At 68.9% G+C, this 19713-nt stretch carries 16 protein-coding genes and 2 pseudogenes; 4 read left to right on the forward strand and 14 right to left on the reverse strand.

Going from position 1 to position 19713, the window contains the following annotated elements:
* Position 1: 1 nt before the first annotated feature.
* Positions 2 to 583 (reverse strand): YceD family protein, encoded by a 582-nt coding sequence (locus tag SK571_RS03225; protein ID WP_319982484.1) that lies wholly within the window; start codon positions 581 to 583, stop codon positions 2 to 4.
* A gap of 148 nt (positions 584 to 731) precedes the next feature.
* On the reverse strand, positions 732 to 1448 hold the full coding sequence (locus tag SK571_RS03230; RefSeq protein ID WP_319982485.1) for a DivIVA domain-containing protein: 717 nt from the start codon (positions 1446 to 1448) through the stop codon (positions 732 to 734).
* Between the two features lie 121 nt (positions 1449 to 1569).
* Here SK571_RS03230 and SK571_RS03235 point away from each other — a divergent pair, with 121 nt between their 5' ends.
* Entirely contained in the window at positions 1570 to 2013 is a 444-nt protein-coding gene (locus SK571_RS03235; RefSeq protein WP_319982563.1) for a GNAT family N-acetyltransferase, read from the forward strand.
* Here the strand turns inward: SK571_RS03235 and coaD are convergent.
* A complete protein-coding gene (coaD, locus tag SK571_RS03240) occupies positions 2010 to 2492 on the reverse strand; it encodes a pantetheine-phosphate adenylyltransferase (protein ID WP_090066444.1) in 483 nt (160 codons plus the stop codon). The two genes, SK571_RS03235 and coaD, sit on opposite strands and share 4 nt — an antisense overlap.
* A gap of 53 nt (positions 2493 to 2545) precedes the next feature.
* Positions 2546 to 3100 carry a 16S rRNA (guanine(966)-N(2))-methyltransferase RsmD gene (rsmD, locus tag SK571_RS03245; protein ID WP_319982486.1) on the reverse strand — a complete coding sequence of 185 codons (555 nt, stop codon included), beginning with the start codon at positions 3098 to 3100 and terminating at the stop codon, positions 2546 to 2548.
* 31 nt (positions 3101 to 3131) lie between these two features.
* Between rsmD and SK571_RS03250 the strand changes: the two genes are divergently transcribed.
* Positions 3132 to 3554 (forward strand): TFIIB-type zinc ribbon-containing protein, encoded by a 423-nt coding sequence (locus SK571_RS03250; protein WP_319982487.1) that lies wholly within the window; start codon positions 3132 to 3134, stop codon positions 3552 to 3554.
* 150 nt (positions 3555 to 3704) lie between these two features.
* On the opposite strand, the gene SK571_RS03255 is transcribed toward SK571_RS03250, so the two are convergent.
* Both SK571_RS03255 and SK571_RS03260 read right to left on the reverse strand, forming a co-directional pair.
* The gene (locus SK571_RS03255) at positions 3705 to 4778 is read right to left on the reverse strand and encodes an MBL fold metallo-hydrolase (protein WP_319982488.1); all 1074 of its coding nucleotides are present in this window, start codon (positions 4776 to 4778) and stop codon (positions 3705 to 3707) included.
* Between the two features lie 126 nt (positions 4779 to 4904).
* A complete protein-coding gene (locus SK571_RS03260) occupies positions 4905 to 8282 on the reverse strand; it encodes a pyruvate carboxylase (protein WP_319982489.1) in 3378 nt (1125 codons plus the stop codon).
* A 319-nt stretch (positions 8283 to 8601) separates the two neighbouring features.
* On the opposite strand from SK571_RS03260, the gene SK571_RS03265 reads away from it, so the two are divergent.
* Positions 8602 to 9783, forward strand: a complete 1182-nt coding sequence (locus SK571_RS03265; protein WP_319982490.1) for a coiled-coil domain-containing protein — start codon at positions 8602 to 8604, stop codon at positions 9781 to 9783.
* A gap of 3 nt (positions 9784 to 9786) precedes the next feature.
* Here SK571_RS03265 and SK571_RS03270 read toward each other — a convergent pair whose 3' ends face one another.
* The 4 genes and pseudogenes from SK571_RS03270 to SK571_RS03285 form a co-directional block, all read right to left on the reverse strand.
* Entirely contained in the window at positions 9787 to 10917 is a 1131-nt protein-coding gene (locus tag SK571_RS03270; protein ID WP_319982491.1) for an exo-alpha-sialidase, read from the reverse strand.
* Positions 10918 to 11651: 734 nt separating this feature from the next.
* A pseudogene (locus SK571_RS03275) lies at positions 11652 to 13313 on the reverse strand (helicase-related protein); the annotation flags it as partial.
* A gap of 1023 nt (positions 13314 to 14336) precedes the next feature.
* Positions 14337 to 14834: pseudogene (locus SK571_RS03280) on the reverse strand (OB-fold nucleic acid binding domain-containing protein); the annotation flags it as partial.
* A gap of 14 nt (positions 14835 to 14848) precedes the next feature.
* Positions 14849 to 16459, reverse strand: coding sequence for a DAK2 domain-containing protein (locus tag SK571_RS03285; RefSeq protein WP_319982492.1), 1611 nt, complete (start codon positions 16457 to 16459; stop codon positions 14849 to 14851).
* Between the two features lie 148 nt (positions 16460 to 16607).
* Between SK571_RS03285 and rpmB the strand changes: the two genes are divergently transcribed.
* Positions 16608 to 16799, forward strand: coding sequence for a 50S ribosomal protein L28 (gene rpmB, locus SK571_RS03290; RefSeq protein ID WP_030467945.1), 192 nt, complete (start codon positions 16608 to 16610; stop codon positions 16797 to 16799).
* Positions 16800 to 16818: 19 nt separating this feature from the next.
* Here the strand turns inward: rpmB and SK571_RS03295 are convergent, their stop codons facing one another.
* From SK571_RS03295 to SK571_RS03310, 4 genes are read right to left on the reverse strand one after another with little or no spacing between them, the layout of a single operon-like run.
* Entirely contained in the window at positions 16819 to 17994 is a 1176-nt protein-coding gene (locus SK571_RS03295) for an MFS transporter (RefSeq protein ID WP_319982493.1), read from the reverse strand.
* A 26-nt stretch (positions 17995 to 18020) separates the two neighbouring features.
* Complete coding sequence (locus SK571_RS03300) at positions 18021 to 18695, reverse strand: uracil-DNA glycosylase (protein WP_319982494.1); 675 nt, start codon at positions 18693 to 18695, stop codon at positions 18021 to 18023.
* 20 nt (positions 18696 to 18715) lie between these two features.
* On the reverse strand, positions 18716 to 19237 hold the full coding sequence (locus SK571_RS03305) for a gamma carbonic anhydrase family protein (protein ID WP_189153847.1): 522 nt from the start codon (positions 19235 to 19237) through the stop codon (positions 18716 to 18718).
* Positions 19238 to 19247: 10 nt separating this feature from the next.
* Complete coding sequence (locus SK571_RS03310; protein WP_406601928.1) at positions 19248 to 19703, reverse strand: GNAT family N-acetyltransferase; 456 nt, start codon at positions 19701 to 19703, stop codon at positions 19248 to 19250.
* Between the last annotated feature and the right edge of the window lie 10 nt (positions 19704 to 19713).

Genomic DNA, 19713 nt, shown 5'->3' on the forward strand with positions numbered 1-19713 from the left:
ACTACTTCTCCTCCGAGTTGTCATCGCTGAACCGCTCTTGCAACGCGGCCCAACGAGGGTCAATCGTCTCATGCCCGTGGTCGGGCCCGAGCTCCGCCCACCTGCCACCACACTCGGAGCAAAGCCCCTTGCAGTCCGGCTCGCAGAGCGGTGCCTGCGGCAGCGCGAGAACGATGGCGTCCCGCACCACAGGCTCGAGGTCGATCAGATCGTTGACGATCCGGCTGACCTCGTCTTCATCAGTGGTCTCGTCCGTGGTGCTGTCCGGCCACGCGTAGAGCTCCGTGATCCGGACTTCAACCTCATCGGTGAGCGGCTCGAGGCACCTCGAGCACTCACCCTCGACCTTGGCGAACGCTGTCCCCGACACGAGCAGGCCCTCCACGACCGATTCGATCAGGAGGTCCAGCTCAACTTCCCCGCCCTCGGGCACCGCGATCACCCCGAGCAGCCCCACACCTTCGCCGGGAACCGACCTCACGAGGGGTCGGCTCAGTCCGGCGCGACGGCCGATGTCCCTGGTGTCGATGACCCAGGGACCGGATGCTGTGGGACGCGTGGACGCGTGACGATGCTCAGTCATGATTTCGGGTTTTGCCGGCGGGGACCTACCACGTCCAGCCGGTCCAGGGTACGGGACGACGCCCCCGCGCGTGAAATCCGCAGGTGGTCGCACCTGTCCGACGTAGTGTGAATCACACGTTCAGTCGACCCCGGACCGGGCTGGTTCGTCAGGAACCGTAGTCGAACGGCGCCGCGGCACCCGCGACGGCCGGCCCGCGCAGGTGCGAACGGCCCTTGCCGACCGACCTGAGCGTGTGCGCGAGGAGGTCCTCGAAGTCCGCGAGCTTGCCGTCCACGTACGCGTCGCACTCCGACCGCAGCCGGATGGACTCGTTCTGGGCGGCGTCGAGCAGGCGCGCCGCCTCGGCGTGCGCAGCCCGGACGACCTCCTGCTCGTTGATGAGCCTGGCCTGCTCGGCGCGGCCGTCCTCGGTGGCGCGCTCGTAGTTGGCGCGGCCCGCCTGGATCATGCGCTCGGCCTCGGCGTGCGAGCGACCCACCAGGTCGTCGTACTCCTGGCGGCCGGCGGCCACGGTCCGTTCGGCCTGGTCTTCCGCCTCGGCGATCATCCGCTCGGCACGGGCGCGCGCGTCGGACAGCATCGCCTCGGCCTCGGCCTGCGCCTCGGCGAGCATGCGGTCCGCGTCGGCGCGTGCCTTGGACACGCCGGCCTCGGCCTCGTGCTTGGCCTTGCCGACGACCTCGTCACGGTGGTCCAGCACGTCCTGCGCGTCGTCGAGCTCCGCGGGGATCGCGTCGCGCACGTCGTCGAGCAGTTCGAGCACATCGCCGCGCGGCACGACGCAACCCGAGGTCATCGGAACTCCGCGCGCTTCCTCGACGATCGTGACGAGCTCGTCGAGTGCCTCGAACACCCGGTACACGTCTCACTCCCTAACCCCTGTGACTCCCACCCACAAGTGTGCCCTGCCGATCTCTTCGGGAGAGGGAGATCGGCAGGGCGTGTCAGGATTTGCCCACATCCAGCCGGGGAGAAACGTGAAGATCACAATCAGGCGGGCGGTGGCCGCCGATGTCCACCCGATCGTGGCAATGCTGGCCGACGACCCCCTCGGCGCGCAGCGGGAGAAGCCGGGCGATCCGGCCTACCTGAAGGCGTTCGAGGTGATCGACGCCGACCCGCACCAGCACCTGGCCGTGGCCGACGCCGGCGGCGAGGTCGTGGGCACGCTGCAGCTGACGTTCACGGCGGGCCTGTCGCGCCTGGGCACGACCCGCGCGACCGTGGAGGCCGTGCGGGTGCGTTCCGACCAGCGCGGCAACGGCCTGGGCGAGCGCCTGGTCAGGTGGGCGATCGACGAGGCGCGCGCACGTGGTTGCGGCATGGTGCAGCTGACGACGGACGCGTCACGCGCGGACGCGCACCGGTTCTACGAGCGGCTCGGATTCACCGCATCGCACGTGGGGATGAAGCTCGTCCTGGACTAGCGGGTCTCGGCGAGGCGCTGCTGCAGGCGCTGCTCGATGGACGCGGGCAGCAGCGTCGAGACGTCGCCACCGTACGTCGCAACCTCCTTGACCAGCGAGGACGCCAGGTAGGAGTACTGCGGGCTGGCCTGCATGAACAGCGTGTCGACGCCGGTGAGCTGGTGGTTCATCTGCGCCATCTGCAGCTCGTAGTCGTAGTCGCTGACCGCGCGCAGGCCCTTCACGATGGCCTTGATGTTGTTCTCGCGGCAGTAGTCGACCAACAGGCCGTGCCAGGAGTCCACGCGCACGTTGTCCCACTGCGATGTGACCTCGCGCAGCATCTCCTGCCGCTCCTCGACGTCGAACAAGGTGCGCTTGTTCTTGTTGATGAGCACAGCGACGACGACCTCTTCGAAGAGGTGCGCGGCTCTCCCGATGATGTCCAGGTGACCGTTGGTTACCGGGTCGTAGGAGCCGGGGTACACGGCACGCGTCATGAGCCGGACGTTAGCACCCGATCGGACGCCTCCAGGCGTGTCCGTGGTTCTCGTCACCCACCAGCACGCACCTGGGCCCAATAGACGGCAGTGTCCCCATAACGCTTGGCACGCAAGGATTCCACCTCTTCAGGCCACGCTGGTTCGCCACTTCGCGAAGCACGTTCCACGATCAAGACGGCGTCCGCAGTGAGCCTCGGCACGATCCCCCGAAGCACCTTGGCGAGCTCGTCGTCCCCCACCGCGTACGGCGGATCGGCGAACACGACGTCGAACTTCTCCCCTTCGCCCAGCACGAACGCCTCGGCCGCGCGGTTGACGATCGTCGTGTGAGCGAACCCGAGCTCCTTGGCGTTGCCTTTGAGCACGTCAGCGGCCCTTTTGTCCGACTCGACGAACGTGGCGTGCGCCGCTCCCCGACTCAACGCCTCAAAACCAAGCGCCCCAGACCCGGCATACAGGTCGAGCACCTGCGCCCCGTCGAGGTCGACCAACGACTCCAGGGAGCTGAACAGCGCCTCCCGGACCCGCTCGGACGTGGGCCGCGTGCCCTTGGGCGGAACCTTGAGCCTGCGACCTCCCGCGGTCCCGGCAACAATTCGTGTCACGACCCCATCGTCCCAGGTGCATCCTGTCCGCATGACCCGCCACCGCGACTCGGGCGCCTGCCTCTGCGACCTGGCCACCACCCCGGTCATGGTGACGTGCCCGTCGTGCGGGTCCAGGGCCGTGGTGACCTCTGACCGCCTCGTGTGCACCACGTGCGCGCACGCCCGCCCTTATAAGCGTGTGTGGTGTTGGGAGACCTCACGCTTCGTCGCGGACCTCTGGCTGACGACGCCATGCGCCGGACACACGCTGTGGGCGCTGAACGCGCAGCATCTCGACCTGCTGGAGTCGTACGTCGGCGCGACACTGCGCGAGGACCCCCACCCGTCGTCGGTGCGGCGGATGACGATCCTCGCGAAGCTTCCGGCATGGCTGAAGTCGGCGAAGCACCGCGACGAGGTCCTGCGGGCAATCCGCCGCCTACGCACCAAGGCCGAGGCAAGCGCGGCCTGATCACACGCGAAGCCGAAGGCGAGCCGTCCTTGCCAAACGGCAAGGACGGTGGGGGCCCCTGATCAGATTGCCGGGGTCTGGGGCAGAGCCCCAAGGGAAGCACGCAACACAAGGTCGCCGCCCGCAAGGCGACCACCCACAACAACCGCGTCAGGCGAGCGCCTGCCACCACCCATCAACCTCACCCGGCGAATCAACATCAACCCGCTCCCCGGGCCTGGGCACGGCGAGCTTCGCCCCACTCGCCTTGGCCTCCTGCCAAATCCGGTCAATGGGCTCCCCCCAAGGGTGAAACCCGAGGTTGAACGTCGCCCAATGCACCGGGATCAGCAGCCCGCCACCGAGATCGTCGAACGCCCGAACGCCTTCCTCCGGCGTCATGTGGATGTCAGGCCAGGCGTTGTCGTACGCACCGACCTGCATCAGCACCGCGTCGAACGGCCCGTGCGTGGCGCCGATGGCCTTGTACCCCTCGAAATACCCGGTGTCCCCGCTGTAGAACACCGACCGCTCACCGCGCTTGATCACCCAAGACGCCCACAAAGTCACGTTGCGCTGCACAGACCGCCCGGAGAAGTGCTGCGCAGCAGTACAGGTGAGGGTGAACCCGTCCACGGAGTGCGACTCGTCCCAGTCCAGCTCAACGATCCGTGAAGCGGGCACGTCCCACCGAGCCAAGTGAGCACCAAGCCCCAACGGCACCACGAACACAGCGGAAGTGCTGGACGTCAACGCCTGCACGGTCTGCATGTCGAGGTGGTCGTAGTGGTCGTGCGAGATCACCACAGCACTGACAGAGGGCAAATCAGACAACTGGTGAGGAACCGGGTGCAACCGCTTGGGGCCGACACGCACGGAGGGTGAGACCCGATCGCTCCACACAGGATCGATGAGCACCGCGGCGCCGTCGATCTCGATCAGCGCGGAAGCATGGCCATACCAGGTGATGTGCAGGCCGTCGGACACCGGCGTGGAGGGTCCCACGAGAGGGACCGCGACGGACGGCTTGCGGTCCTCGCTGCCGAAGATGAGGTCGCGGATGGAGAAGGAGTCGCGGTCCGGGACCGTGCGCACTTCCTTGTCGTTGTGGAACTTGCCGTCGCGGTAACGCGGTGAACGCGACATGTGGACCGGATCCGGCTTGCCGCCCAACTGCTTCGGCACGTCCTTCAGCGCCCACGCCACCCCTGCCAGGCCGAGCAGGCCGGCCAACGCCTTCTTCATGATGCGCTTCCCTCTTCCCTGTCCCCGTGACCGGTGCAACGCAGGGAATCGTCGTGGAGTTCCACGCGGAGCGCACAGCGAAAGGGCCCGGCCTCGACGAGACCGGGCCCTCCGCTGCGGGACTGACTACTCCAGGACGATCAGGAGGTCGCCGCCTTCGACCTGCTGGGCGCCGCGCAACGCCAGGCGTCCGACGACACCGGCCTTCGGGGCGGTGATCGCGGCCTCCATCTTCATGGCCTCGATCGTCGCGACGGTCTGGCCGGCGTCGACCTGGTCGCCCTCGGCCACCGTGGCCGTCACCACGCCGGCGAACGGTGCCGCCACGTGGTTCGGGTTCGTGCGGTCGGCCTTCTCGGCGGCCGGGATGTCGGCGGCCACCGAACGGTCGCGGACCTGGATCGGGCGCAGCTGGCCGTTCAGGGTCGCCATGACCGTGCGGATGCCTCGCGCGTCGGCCTCGGAGATCGCCTCCAGGCCGATCAGCAGCCGGACACCCGGCTCCAGGTCGACGGAGTACTCCTCGCCCGGACGCAGGCCGTAGAAGAAGTCCTTGGAGCGCAACACCGACGTGTCACCGTAGGCGTCGCGGTGCGTGCGGAACTCCTTGGTGGGCCCGGGGAACAGCAGCCTGTTCAAGGTCGCCCGCCGGTCGTCGACGAGGCCCGCCTCGTCCTCGGCGGAGAGCTCCTCGACCGGCTTCGGCGCGGGACGGCCGGCCAGCGCCTTGCTGCGGAACGGCTCCGGCCAGCCACCGGGCGGGTCGCCCAGTTCGCCGTGCAAGAAGCCGATCACCGACGCCGGGATGTCGAACTTGCCGGGGTCCGCCTCGAAGTCCTTCGGCGAGACGCCCGCGCCCACGAGGTGCAGCGCGAGGTCGCCGACGACCTTGGACGACGGCGTCACCTTCACGAGGTGGCCGAGCATCCGGTCGGCGGCCGCGTACATCGACTCGATCTCCTCGAACTTCTCACCGAGGCCGAGGGCGACGGCCTGCGTGCGCAGATTCGAGAGCTGACCACCGGGGATCTCGTGGTGGTAGACGCGGCCGGTCGGGCCGGGGATGCCGGACTCGAACGGCGCGTAGATCTTGCGCACCGACTCCCAGTACGGCTCCAGGTCGCAGACGTTCTGCAGGTCGAGGCCGGTGGAGTGCTCGGTGTGGTCGGTCAGCGCGACGATCGACGACAGCGGCGGCTGCGACGTCGTGCCCGCCATCGACGCGGTCGCGCCGTCGATCGCGTCCACGCCCGCCTGGATCGCCGCGAGGTACGTCGCCAGCTGGCCACCCGCGGTGTCGTGCGTGTGGAGGTGGACCGGGAGGTCGAACTCCTTGCGCAGCGCGGTGATCAGGCGCGACGCGGCCGGAGCCCGCAGGAGGCCGGCCATGTCCTTGACGCACAGCACGTGCGCGCCGGCGCCGACGATCTGCTCCGCCAGCTTGAGGTAGTAGTCCAGTGTGTACAGACGCTCGTCCGGGTCGGACAGGTCGCTCGTGTAGCACAGGGCGACCTCGGCGACCGCCGTTCCGGTCTCGCGCACGGCCTCGATCGCCGGGCGCATCTGCTCGACGTCGTTCAGCGCGTCGAAGATCCGGAAGATGTCGATGCCGGTGTTCGTCGCCTCCTGCACGAACGCCTTGGTGACCGCCTCGGGGTACGGCGTGTAGCCGACCGTGTTGCGGCCGCGCAGCAGCATCTGCAGGTTGATGTTCGGCACGGCCTCGCGCAGCGCGGCGAGCCGCTCCCACGGGTCCTCCGCGAGGAACCGCAGCGCCACGTCGTAGGTCGCGCCGCCCCAGCACTCCAGGGACAGCAGCTGCGGCGTCATGCGCGCGACGTGCGGCGCGACGGCGAGCAGGTCCTTGGTGCGCACTCGGGTCGCGAGCAGCGACTGGTGGGCGTCGCGGAACGTCGTGTCCGTGACGCCGACGGCCTTGCTCTCCCGCATCCAGCGCGCGAAGCCCTCGGGGCCGAGCTCGACCAGCTTCTGCTTGGACCCGGCGAGCGGTTCCGCGTTGAGGTCGATGACCGGCAGCTTCTCGCGCGGGTCGACCGCGGTCGGGCGGGTGCCGTTCGGGTGGTTGACCGTGACGTCGGCGAGGTAGGTCAGCAGGCGCGTGCCGCGGTCGGCCGAGTGGCGCGCCGTCAGCAGGTGCGGGCGCTTCTCGATGAACGACGTGGTGACGCGGCCCTCGTAGAAGTCCGGGTCGTCCAGCACGGCCTGGATGAACGGGATGTTCGTGGACACACCGCGGATGCGGAACTCCGCGATCGCACGGCGCGCACGGGCGACGGCGAGTTCGAAGGTGCGGCCGCGGCAGGTGAGCTTCACGAGCATCGAGTCGAAGTGCGGGCTGATGGCCATGCCGGCGCCCGCCGTGCCGCCGTCGAGGCGGATGCCGGAACCACCGGGCGAGCGGTAGGCGCTGATCGTGCCGGTGTCCGGGCGGAACCCGTTGGCGGGGTCCTCCGTGGTGATGCGGCACTGCAGTGCCGCGCCGCGCAGCTGGACGGTCTCCTGGGACAGGCCCAGGTCCTCCAGCGTCTCGCCGGACGCGATGCGCATCTGCGACTGCACCAGGTCGACGTCGGTCACCTCTTCCGTGACCGTGTGCTCGACCTGGATGCGCGGGTTCATCTCGATGAAGACGTAGTGGCCCTGCGGGTCGAGCAGGAACTCCACGGTGCCGGCGTTGCGGTAGCCGATGTGCCGCGCGAACTTCACCGCGTCGGCGCAGATGCGGTCGCGCAGCTCGGGCGCGAGGTTCGGCGCGGGCGCGATCTCGATGACCTTCTGGTGGCGCCGCTGCACGGAGCAGTCGCGCTCGAAGAGGTGGATCACGTTGCCCTGGCCGTCGGCGAGGATCTGCACCTCGATGTGACGCGGTTCGACCACGGCCTGTTCGAGGAACACGGTCGGGTCGCCGAACGCCGACTCCGCCTCTCGTGAGGCCGCTTCCAGCGCCTCGCGCAGCGCGGCAGGGTCGTCGACCTTGCGCATACCGCGGCCACCACCACCGGCGACGGCCTTCACGAAGACGGGGAAGCGCATGGTCTTCGACGCTTCGAGCAGCTCGTCGATGTCGGACGACGGCTCGCTCGACTCCAGCACCGGCAGCCCGGCCTCGCGGGCGGCGGCGATGGCGCGCGCCTTGTTGCCCGTCAGCTCCAGCACCTCGGCGACAGGGCCGATGAAGGTGAGACCTGCCTCACGGCACGCCATGGCGAGTTCCGGGTTCTCGGACAGGAAGCCGTACCCGGGGTAGATCGCATCGGCACCGGCCTTGCGGGCGGCCTTGATGATCTCCTCGACGGAGAGGTAGGCGCGGACGGGATGTCCGGGATCGCCGATCTCGTAGGACTCGTCCGCCTTCAACCGGTGCAGCGAGTTTCGGTCCTCGTGAGGGAAGACGGCGACCGTTCCCGCGCCTAGTTCGTAGGCGGCGCGGAACGCGCGAATCGCGATCTCGCCGCGGTTGGCGACAAGAACCTTGCGGAACATCCGTGCCCTCCCGGTGTTACTCGGCAGTCATCAGTCGTGGCACGTTACCGTGCGACTCTTGCCTGTTGGGAGCACCGTCCCACGTGATGGGTGTCATCCTGATCGGTCTTGTTCACACGGATTCTCGCGTGGTGAGAGCAAAGTGGATACCCACCACCCGGTCAGACTGCGGCCGGTAGTGGGTTTAACCAGATCGAGTGACGATCTTCGCGACTATCTCGGTAGGGTGAGCCATATGGCCGGGGCTGATGGAGCCGGGCAGCCTACTGCCCGCACACCGCATTTCGACGTTGTCCTTCGTGGTTACAACCAGCGACAGGTGAACGAACGAGTCACCCGCTTGGAGTTCGACCTCAAGAACTCGAACCGCTCCCGTGACGCGGCCGCCGCGCAGGTGGGCGAGCTCACCAAACTCCTCAACTCGATGCGCGCCGACCTCGACAAGACCAAGATCCAGCTCCAGAACCTCGCCAACGCTCCCGTCAGCGCGTCGAACGTCACCGAGCGTGTGCGCGTGATGATGAGCCTGGCCGAGGAAGAGATCGCGGACATCCGCAAGGACGCCCTCGACAAGGCCGCCGCGACGCGGGGTGAGGCCGAGAAGTGGGCGGCCGGCCAGCGCGAGGCCCACCAGCGCCTGCTCGCCGAGACCGAGGCGCGCCGCAAGCAGCTCGAGATGAACTACCAGCAGCGCCACGCCGAGCTCGACCAGCAGACCGCCGGCCGCAGGTCGGAGCTGGAGTCGGAGCACGCGGCGTTGCAGGCGCAGCTCGCCGCCGAGTTCGAGAAGAAGTCGGCCGACCTGGACGCCCACCGCGTCGAACTGGACGCGAAGTACAAGGCGTACCACGACGAGCTGGACAAGGAGTACGACGGCCTCAAGGCGAAGCTGACCGCGGAGCACCAGAAGCTGATGGCGGACGCGCGGGCCGAGGCCGAGCGGATCACCGCCGACGCGGAGGCCAAGCGGACCGCGGCGCTGCAGAAGCTCGAAGCCGAACTCCAGGCCAAGCAGGAGGAGGCCGCGAAGGTCCTCTCCGAGCTCGAGGCCGAGACGATCGCTCGCGCCGAGAAGACGACCGCCGACGCGTCCGCGAAGGCCGTCGCCCTGGTCAGTGCCGCGGAGGAGAAGGCGGCGACGACCCTGCGCGAGTCCGAGGACAAGGCTGAGACCACCGTGCGCGAGGCCAACGAGAAGGCCGTCACGCTCGTCCGCGACGCAGAGACCCGCACGTCGGCGCTGGTGCGCGAAGCCGAGGAGAAGACGGCAGCGGCCGTCGCCGAGGCGGACCAGCGCGCGGCCGCCGCGGCCGAGAAGGAGTCGTCGCTGCGGTCGGCGCACGACAACCTCGCGACGCAGTTCCACGCCGCGCAGGCAGCGGTGGAGGCGGCGATGTCGGTGCTCAAGCCGCTGGAGGAGGGCAACGGCGACGAGGAACCCGCGGCGCCTGCTGGTGAGCAGAAGACCGAGCAGCTGCCGAAACCGAGGCAGAAGGACTGAGTTCTATCCGGGGAACGGCGGCAGGCTGCTCGTGGCCCAGCTCGTGTGGCAGCCGCCGTTCGCCGCGAAGTCGCTCGCGAACCCGATGAGCTCGCCGCCGTCGAGCGACGCGACCCCGCTGGGGTGGTAGTTCGGGCAGTTGTCGTCCCGCGCACCCGGCACCGCGACCGGCGCGGGAACCGCGTACCAGCCGTCCCTGCCGCCGTTCTCGGAGACGAAGACCGTCCTGCCGTTGCCGGGGTCGACCTTGCCGTCGGCGGACATCAACATCTGTCCCATGAGGATCACACGGCCCCGTGATGTGCCATTGGGCGCGAGAGTGATCGACGGCGTGTGTGCGAAGTACCTGCCGTCCTTCGTCGTCGGCCTGGTGCCGTGCCACGTCGGGTCACCCCAGTTGACGCCATCGGGCGAACTTCGGTGGTACGCCTCGCAGAAGTACTGGTCCGGCTGCGAGCAGATCTCGTACATCATGTAGAAATCGCCGGTCGGCAGCCTCTTGACCTGCGGCATCCCCGGCCGCAGCCAGCCCGCCGACAGGGCGACGACCTTCTCCTTGCCCGACCAGAGCACGCCGTCGGCCGACACCGACCGCCCGATGTACTGGCTGTGCTGCTCGTGCGTCTCGTCGGCGAAGTAGCAGTTCAGCCGCCCCCGAGCATCAACGGACAGGTCCGGCTCCCAGAGCCCGCCACCAGGCATCGCCCGCGCGCACTCGGACAGGTGCTGCCACGTCTCGCCGGCGTTGTCGCTGCGCCAGATCCGCGCCTTCAGCCCCTCGTGCCGCAGCCCCACCGACCCCGCCCACAGCACCGTCCCGGCAGGCATCTCGCCGACCTGGCGCGGCAGCTCGTAGAGGTGACCGCAGCACGTCGCGTGGGCGCTCACCTCGTCGGTGAAGGTGCCGATCTGCCGGAACTTCTTGCCGGCCCTGGTGGCGCGCAGGACGTTGACGACGTGAAACCCGTGCAGCGCGACGAGGATCGAGCCGCGGTGCGTCCCGTGCTCCAGCCGGATGGCGTGCGGGTGGCGGGACTCCACGCCGGTGAGCAGGACCTGGGCGGCCAGGGCTGGGCTCGGAGTGGTGAGAACGGTGAGGGTGGCTACCAGCGCGGTGATGATCAGGCGACGCACGCGTGGGAACGTACCTAGACGTTTGGGCAGATACGGTGCTGGCACGCGCACACGTTCAGGTGACGCCGGTGGCGAAATGGGCGTGGAAGTGCTCAGGCCGCTGCGGCGCCGGTGGACGGGGGCGGCGAGCGGGCCGGCGGGGTGGCGGGCTGGGGGCATGGGGTCGGGGACCAGCAGACCGGTGGTTGGCGGGCCGTGGACCAGCAGACCGGCGGCTCGGCAGACCGGCGGCTTGGCAAACCGGTGGGGTGGCGGCCCAGTGGGGCCGCAGGCCTGCAGACCTGCGGGTTGGCAGACCAGTGGAGTGGTGGGCCAGTGGGGCCGCAGGCCTGCAGACCTGCGGGTTGGCAGACCAGTGGAGTGGCGGGCCAGTGGGGCGCGGGCCGGCAGACCTGCGGGCTGGCGGGCCGCGTCGCTGGCGCTGCTCGCGTGGCCTGGCGCCTTGGCCAGCCACTCCCCGCTCAGCTATCGCAGTCGGCCCCCTCGTCTGTCGACCAACCAACCGATCGGCCCGCCACGGCGCGCGAACAGCGGCGTCACCCGGCAAGAACCGTGAGCCGGCAACGCAGCAGCTGAGCAGGCAACCACCGGGCGCCGTCGGCCACTCAGCCTCGCCTCCGAGGTCACCTCACCCCGCGCGCCCTCGGGCCCGCCCTGCCCACTCAAGTCGCGAAGCCCACCGCACCCACTCACGCCACCAACCCCAGGCGCCAACCCGAAGCGCGCAGGCCCGGCTAGGTCTTCTCCAGGAACTCGGCGCGCTCCTCCGTCAGCAACGTCGCCACCATCGCCGCGAGGCCGGGGTGCTCCTCCAGGTCCGGGTCCGCGTCCACGACCTGCTGCGCGGCCGTGCGGGCGTCCGCGATGATGTCCTCGTCGCGCAGCAGGGACAGCATCTTCAGGCCCGAGCGGCGGCCTGACTGGGCGGCGCCGAGGATGTCGCCCTCGCGGCGCAGTTCGAGGTCGAGCTGGGCCAGTTCGAAGCCGTCCAGAGTGGACTCGACGGCGCGGAGGCGCTCCATCGTCGCGGTCATCTCCGGCATCTCGGTGACGAGCAGGCAGAGGCCCGGCGCGCTGCCTCGGCCCACTCGGCCGCGGAGCTGGTGGAGCTGGGAGACGCCGAAGCGGTCCGCGTCCATGATGGCCATGACGGTGGCGTTCGGGACGTTGACGCCCACCTCGATGACGGTGGTGGCCACCAGGACGTGGACCTCGTTGGCCGAGAAGGCCCGCATCACCGCGTCCTTCTCGTCCGGGGGCATGCGGCCGTGCAGGATCTCGATTCGCAGGCCGCGCAACGGGCCTGCCGCGAGCATGGTCGCCACGTCGATCACGGACAGGGCCGGGCGCTTGTCCTCGTCCTCGGACTTCGCCGGCTCCTCGTCGCCGATGCGCGGGCAGACGAAGTACGCCTGGTGGCCCTTCGCCACCTCCTCGCGCACGCGGGCGAACGCCCGGTCGAGCCAGGCGGGCTTCTCGCGGACGGGCACGACCGAGGTCTTGATCGGCGAGCGGCCTCCTGGCAGCTCGCGCAGGGCCGAGACCTCCAGGTCGCCGTAGACCGTCATGGCCACCGTGCGCGGGATCGGGGTCGCGGTCATGACCAGCACGTGCGGGTTCTCGCGTTCGCCGCGCGCCGAGAGGGCGGCTCGTTGCTCGACGCCGAAGCGGTGCTGTTCGTCGACCACGACGAGGCCCAGGGAGTGGAACTCCACCTTCTCCTGGATGATCGCGTGCGTGCCGACGACGATGCCCGCCTCGCCGGTCACGATGTCGAGCAACGCCTGACGCCGCTGGGCCGTGTTCATCGAACCCGTCAGCAGCGTCACGCGGGTCGCGTCCTCCGCACCGCCCAGCTGGCCCGCCTGGGCGAGGTCGCCGAGCATCTCGGTCAGCGAGCGAGCGTGTTGTGCCGCAAGGACTTCCGTGGGCGCGAGCATCGCCGCCTGACGGCCCGCGTCGACGGTCTGGAGCATCGCTCGCAACGCGACCATCGTGTTGTGAGTGACGACGAAGTGGTCGGTGACGTAGAGCTGATCAGGGTGTGCAACAGAAATGCACTGCACGGGCTTACGGCCGACGAACTCGACCGCACGAATCGCCCGCACCGGCTTCTCGTACTTGATGCGCTCCTTGACGAGTTCCGCTTTTCGAGTGAGCCGGAACGGCGGGAACTCGTTGGGAAGACGAAGGCTGACCAGGTGATAGGTGTTTCCCATCTTCTCGACAGGGCGGACTCTGCCTGTGCCACCCAGTGACTCCGCCAGCCAGGACACCTGATCAGCGAGCCGTGGCGACGCCGACAGGAAGGTCACGTTGGAACCATTGGCGTGATCGAGCGTGCCATCGGTGTCCAGCAGCCCCTGCAACAGCGCATGCCGGACCTTCACCGGTGCGACCAGATAGTTCTCCGGCAGGAACTTGTCCCTGGCGCGGTGGCCGTAGACCCCGAGAGTCCGCAGCGCGTTGAGAACCGGGTTCGTACCCTTGCGACATCCGTTCACGAACCAGTCGTACTTGTTCGCCCAATCAGGCTTGACGAGGTGTGCGCCCTTCGGAAGTGCCGCCATCAGCTCCACGAGCAGTTCTGGATCAGCGCTGGTGAACATGACCCTGCCGTTGAGCAGAGAACCGTCTCCGATCAGGAGTCCCAGCGCGTACGGGTCCAGCGGCCGTTCAGTCAGACAGTCCAGCTCAGGTGCTTCCACCACGGGCAGGTGCCACTTCGACGCCCCGTTGGCCGTTGTCAGGTCGTCGCGGATCTCACGCAACGTCAACACCTTGAGCGGGTTTCCCCGGTGCCGGCGCACAGTCGTGTTCACTGCCCACAAGTGCTCGAGATCAGACTCCACGCTGCGCCCATCAGAAAGCGTTACGCGGTAGACATCTCGCTCGCCTTGGGGAAAGACCCCGGTCACAACGGTGATCTCGCCGCTGGGCGCGATCACCTCGTCATCGACCCGAACGTCGCCCATCTTGATGAAGCCGGTCGGCGTGAGGACGAGCGAGTCGAGCGGTTGTGCCTTACCGCTACCGACCTCTCCCTGCAGGAGCCGGTTCATCGGCACGGTGGACTCCAGGTCGGACGCGACCTGCTCGCCGACCTCCACCTGGCCCGCCGTCAGCGTGAACGGCAGCCGGGCGTCGAACGCGTCGAGAATGCCGCCGGACCGGCGCGCGCAGGCAGGCGCCGGGCGGGCGGTGGAAGCCTTGCGGCGCTGGGCGAGGGCGAGCTGCACCGCCAGCGCCTCGTCCCACTTCAGGCGTTGCTGCGCCACCGCGATCTGCGCCCAGCTGTCCGGCCGGTGGATCGCCCGCAGCGCGTCCTCCAGGCCGATCAGGCCCTGCTCGGAGCGGAAGTCGGCGGGCAGCGGGTCCTCCGGCACGCCGTCCCAGATCTCCAGGAGCTGTTTCACGCAGTTCGCGATGTTCCACGTGTTGATGTGCTGCGACGCCGGGTAGACGGGCAGGAACGCCTGCAGGAACGACGACCCGTCCTGCTCCGCGGTGAGGACCTCGAACGCCGGGTGCACCAGCTGCAGGTTCTGCCGGTAGCGGCCCACCTTGCCGGCGAACAGCGCGCGCGTGCCCGGCAGCAGTTCCTGCTCGGCGACGAACGCCGGCTTGCCGAAGAACACCAGGTGCAGTTCGGAGGTGCCGTCGGTGATCACGGCCTCCGTCATCTGGCCGCGACGCGCCTTCATCTGGCGCTTCTGGCACTTGCGGACCTCGGCCTGCACCGTGACGTGCTCGTCGATTTCGAGCGACCTGATGTCGGTCAGCTTCCCGCGCTCGTCGTACCGGCGCGGGTAGTGGCGCAGCAGGTCGCCGACCGTCGTGAGGCCGAGGCCGGTCTCCAGTGCGTCGGCGGACTTCTTGCCGAGCAACGGCTGCAGCTTGTCGTCGAAGGAGATCATCGCGCCCTATTGAACTACTCGACACCGACAAAAATGACCGCGTCCGGCTGTCCGCCCGGATACGCCATCACCTCGACCTCCGGATGGGTGACCCGCACGTGGTCCTCCAGCACTTCGGCCAGGCCTTCGGGTGCGTCCGCGCCCAGGATCACCGTCACGAGCTCGCCGCCGCCCGCCAGCATGCGGTCGACCAGCCGGCAGGACAGGTCCATCAACGACTCCGGGGCCGCGGGGCCCGGTTCGATCAGCACGACCTCGCCGTCCAGCATGCCCAGCAGATCGCCCGGCTGGCAGCGGCCCACCCACGTGAGGGCCTCGTCGGCGGCGATCGAGAGTTCGCCTCGACGCGTGGCGGCGGCGGCCTCGGCCATGGCGACAACGTCGTCACCCGCGCGCCTAGAAGAGTCGTGCACTGCCAGCGCCGCGAGTGCCTGCACGGGCGAGAACGTCGGCACCACCACTACGTCCTGCCCTGCGGCTTGTGCGTACGCCACGGCCTCGTCCAAGGCCTCGCGGAGGTCCGGATCACCCGGCAGCACCGCGACGTGACGCGCGCGCGTCGACACGATGGCCGACAACAGGTCCGTGGGCGTCGCCGAGGAAGAAGCGAGGTCGAACACCGTGGCACCCTCCGCGCGGAACAGGTCCACGGCACCGCTCACCACCACCACGATGGCCCGGTCACGCACGAACCGTGAAGCCTGCGCGGCGATCTGATCGGCGAACCGCGCCACGGTGATGCGGTGCGGACGCCCCGCGCGCACACCTGCCTCGACCGCAGCACCGATGTCGTTGCAGTGCACGTGCACGGTCCACAGCGAGACGCCGTCGCCCACCACCGACACGCAGTCGCCCAGCCCGTTCAACGTGGCGCGCAGCTCGGCGACCGACTCCTCCGAGGTGCCGTCGAGCAGGTACATGACCTCGTACTCGAACTCCGACGACCCGCTCTCGCGTTCGGTCGTCAGCGACTCCGGCGTGCGCGGCAGCAAGGGCGCGTCCACCGGTGTTTCCACGGTCTGGCCGGTGATCACCGCAGCCAGTGTGTCCAACAACACAACGAGCCCTCGCCCGCCCGCGTCGACCACCCCGGCCTTGGCCAGCACGGCGAGCTGACGGGGCGTGTCGGCCAGTGCGACGGCACCCGCGCGCGACGCCGCCATCACCACGTCGTCCAGTTCGTCCGACTCGCAGTCACGGGCGGCCTCGGACGCCGCGTGCAGCACCGTCAGAACGGTGCCGGCGACTGGCTTGGACACAGCGGCGGTGGCCAGCTCATCGGCCCGATGCAGCCCCTTGCGCAGGGCGGTGCCGGTGACCAGCGACACCTCCTGCACGGTCTCCGCCAGTCCCCTGAGCACCTGGGACAGGATCACGCCGGAGTTCCCGCGCGCCCCGGCCAGCGCGCCGCGGGCGAGCGCCGACAGCGCGTCCCCCACCGTCGACATGGGCGAGCGCAGCAGCGCGTCGAGCGCCGACTGCATCGTGTGCAGCAGGTTCGTGCCTGTGTCACCATCCGGGACGGGGAAGACGTTGATCTGGTCGATCGACTCCCGATTGGCGTCCAACGACCGCACGCAGGCGTCTGCCCATCTGCGCACCGCGACCGCATCCATGACCTGCATGGCGGCGAGAGTATCCACCCGGTTTGGTCGCGGGTGAGGCCACCGGCTACCCTCATTGAGTTGCCGTGCCCGGTTGAGGCTTGTGCACGCTTGCGCGCCCACCGGGACGCGAGACTTACCGCTTGAGGAACCTGAAGGAGTGGCTGACGTGGCTGCCGTGTGCGACGTCTGTGGCAAGGGGCCGGGCTTCGGCCATTCGGTTTCGCACTCCCAGCGGAAGACGAACCGCCGCTGGAACCCGAACATCCAGTCTGTGCGCGCGAAGGTCTCGGCCTCGCAGCGCCAGCGGATCAACGTGTGCACGTCTTGCCTGAAGGCCGGCAAGGTCGTGCGCGGCTGATCACCGCCACAGATCGTTTTCAGTTCGAAGAGAGCTCGGCCACGGCCGGGCTCTCTTCGCGTTTCAGGGCACGGCGCACGAACACCAGGCAGGCGACGCCACTGAGCAACGCCCCGATGCCGCCTAGCGCGAACACCGCCCGAGGCCCGATGAACAGCAACAACCCGCCTGCGGCGGCCGTCCCGAGCAGGTTCGCCCCGATCACCATCGACAAGACCGCGGCGAACGCACGCCCACGGATCTCCTCAGGAGTGCGCAACCGCACGATGGCGTTCATCGTCACGTTGCCGACGCCGTTCATGACACCGCCGATGAGCCAGCCGACGCCGGCGGCCGCGACGACCGGGAACGTCGCCGGGATCAGCACCGCGACGCCGGTGACGATCCCGGAGGCCGCGAGCGCGTAGGCGACCTCGGACACGGTCCGAAGCCGCGCCGTCAGCCGGTTTCCGAGCAGGATCCCGGCCATCCAGCACGCGTGCATCGCGCCCAGCACGAACTCGTCGCCGTGCAGCACGTAACGCACGAACGCGGGATCGGCCACGTTGATCACCACGACCGTGCCGGCGACGAACGCCAGCCCGATGATCGCCGCGAACAGGACGGGATCACGCCGGACGTGCCGGATGCCGGCGGACGCGCTGGGACGCGTGCTGCGCTCACCGGAGGGCCTGCGTTCCGACCGCACGAACACCAGCAGTGCCGCGTAGAGCAGGAAGGTCATGCCGTCGATCAGCATCGCGGCGGGATGACCGAAGAAGCCGGCCAGCAGCGCGCCACCGGTGAGCCCGGCGATGTTGCCGACACTGCGGGCGGTGCCGAGCAGCGCGTAGCCACGGGTGGCCTGCTCCTCGCCCGCGATGTGAGGCACGAGAGCGGAGATCGCGGGCTGGGCGATCCCCCGGCCGCAGCCGGACGCGAACACCAGCGCAACCACGAGCACCGGGTCGCTCATCAACGGTGCGATGGCGGCGATCGCGGCACCCTGGACGAGCAGTGCTGCGATCAGCAGACGGCGGTTGGGCAGCCGGTCGACGAGCGCGCCGGCCAGCGGCGCACCCAGGACGAGCGGAAGCAGTTCGGCGACCAGGACGGCGGCGACCAGCAACGGGCTGATCGGTGTCGCCCAGAACAGCAACACGAGCAACGACAACGAGTTGCCGAATTCGGAGACGGCCGCTCCCGCGGCCGTCAACCTCAGATCACGTCTTGCCTGCGGAACTACGGGAGCTTCCAGTCGATCGGGTCGGCGCCCTGCTTCTCGAGCAGTTCGTTGGCGCGGCTGAACGGCTTCGACCCGAAGAACCCGGAGTGCGCCGACAACGGCGACGGGTGCGCGGACTCGATGGCGGGCAACGGTTCGAGCAACGGGCGCAGGTTGCGCGCGTTGCGGCCCCACAGGATCGAGACAAGAGGTGCGTCACGGGCGGCGAGCGCCTTGATCGCCTGCTCCGTCACCTTCTCCCAGCCCTTGCCCTGGTGGGAGTTCGCCTTGCCGGGCTGCACGGTCAGCGCCCTGTTGAGCAGCAGGACACCGCGCTCGGACCACGGCGTCAGGTCGCCGTTGGACGGCAGCGGGTACCCGAGGTCCTCGGCGTACTCCTTGTAGATGTTGATGAGCGACTTGGGGATGGGCCGCACGTCGGGGGCCACCGAGAACGACAGGCCGACCGCGTGGCCGGGCGTCGGGTACGGGTCCTGGCCGACGATCAGCACCTTCACCTGGTGGAACGGCTGCTGGAAAGCACGCAGCACGTTCTCGCCCGCGGGCAGGTAGGTGCGACCGGCGGCGACCTCCTCGCGCAGGAACTCACCCATGGCGGCGATCTGGTCAGCAACGGGGGCGAGAGCTTCAGCCCAACCGGCTTCGACAACTTCGTTGAGGGGACGAGCCACGGCTGTGAACCCTATCTCACTCAATCGAGCCGACGGAGCTTCTCCCGGTACAAAGCGATGTTCTGCACGTACTTCTCGACGATGAACGCCCAGGCCTGTTCCGGCACAACGTGTCCGGCACGTTCGCGAGCAGGAACTCCCAGCACCATCGTGCGTTCGCGGACGTGGCCGTCGAACGAGACCACCGCGCCGGCGCCGACGATCGCGCCCTTCTCCACGATGGAGCCGTTGAGCACCACCGAACCCGAGGCGATCAGGCAGTCGTCCGCGACCGTCGCGCCCTCGATGTGCACGTTGTGGCCGATGACGCACGATGATCCGATGTGCACCGGGTGGACCTCGGTGCAGTGGATGACCGTGCCGTCCTGGATCGAGGTGCGCTCGTCCACGACGATGCGCCCGTAGTCGCCGCGCAGCACGGCTTGTGGCCACACCGAGGAGAACGCGCCGATGCGCACGTCGCCGATCACCGTCGCGTCCGGGTGCACGTACGCCTCCGGGTGGATCTGCGGCGTGTAGTCCCCCAGTGCATAGATGGCCATGCGCCCGAACCTACAACGACTTCCCGAAGCAGCGGCTCTCCGGGTGGTCGCGGTACACGCCGAAGTTGTCGATCCGCTCGTATCCGCTGGACGTGTACAGGGCGATCGCCTCGGGCTGGCGCAACCCGGTCTCCAGCACCATGCGGCGCAGGCCCGCCTCGCGCGCGGTGACTTCCAGATTGGCGAGCACGAGCCGTGAGAAGCCCTGGCCACGTGCGGAGTCGACGACGTACATCCGCTTGATCTCGGCGGCGCCCTCCAGCTCGTCGTTCACGCGCCAGCCGCCGCAGGCGACGGGCACGTCGTCCAGGTAGCCGATGACGAAGTAGCCGAGCGGCGCGGCGAACTGCGCCGGATCGACGGGCGTGACGTCGACGTCGCCGTAGCGCTCGACGTAGACCTGCTGGAGGTCGGCGATCATCTTGACCGAGTCCGGATGGTCATACGGCCGCGTGCATAGTTCCACGGATTGAATT

This window comes from Lentzea kristufekii (assembly GCF_033949925.1).
GTDB classification, from domain to species: Bacteria; Actinomycetota; Actinomycetes; order Mycobacteriales; family Pseudonocardiaceae; genus Lentzea; species Lentzea kristufekii.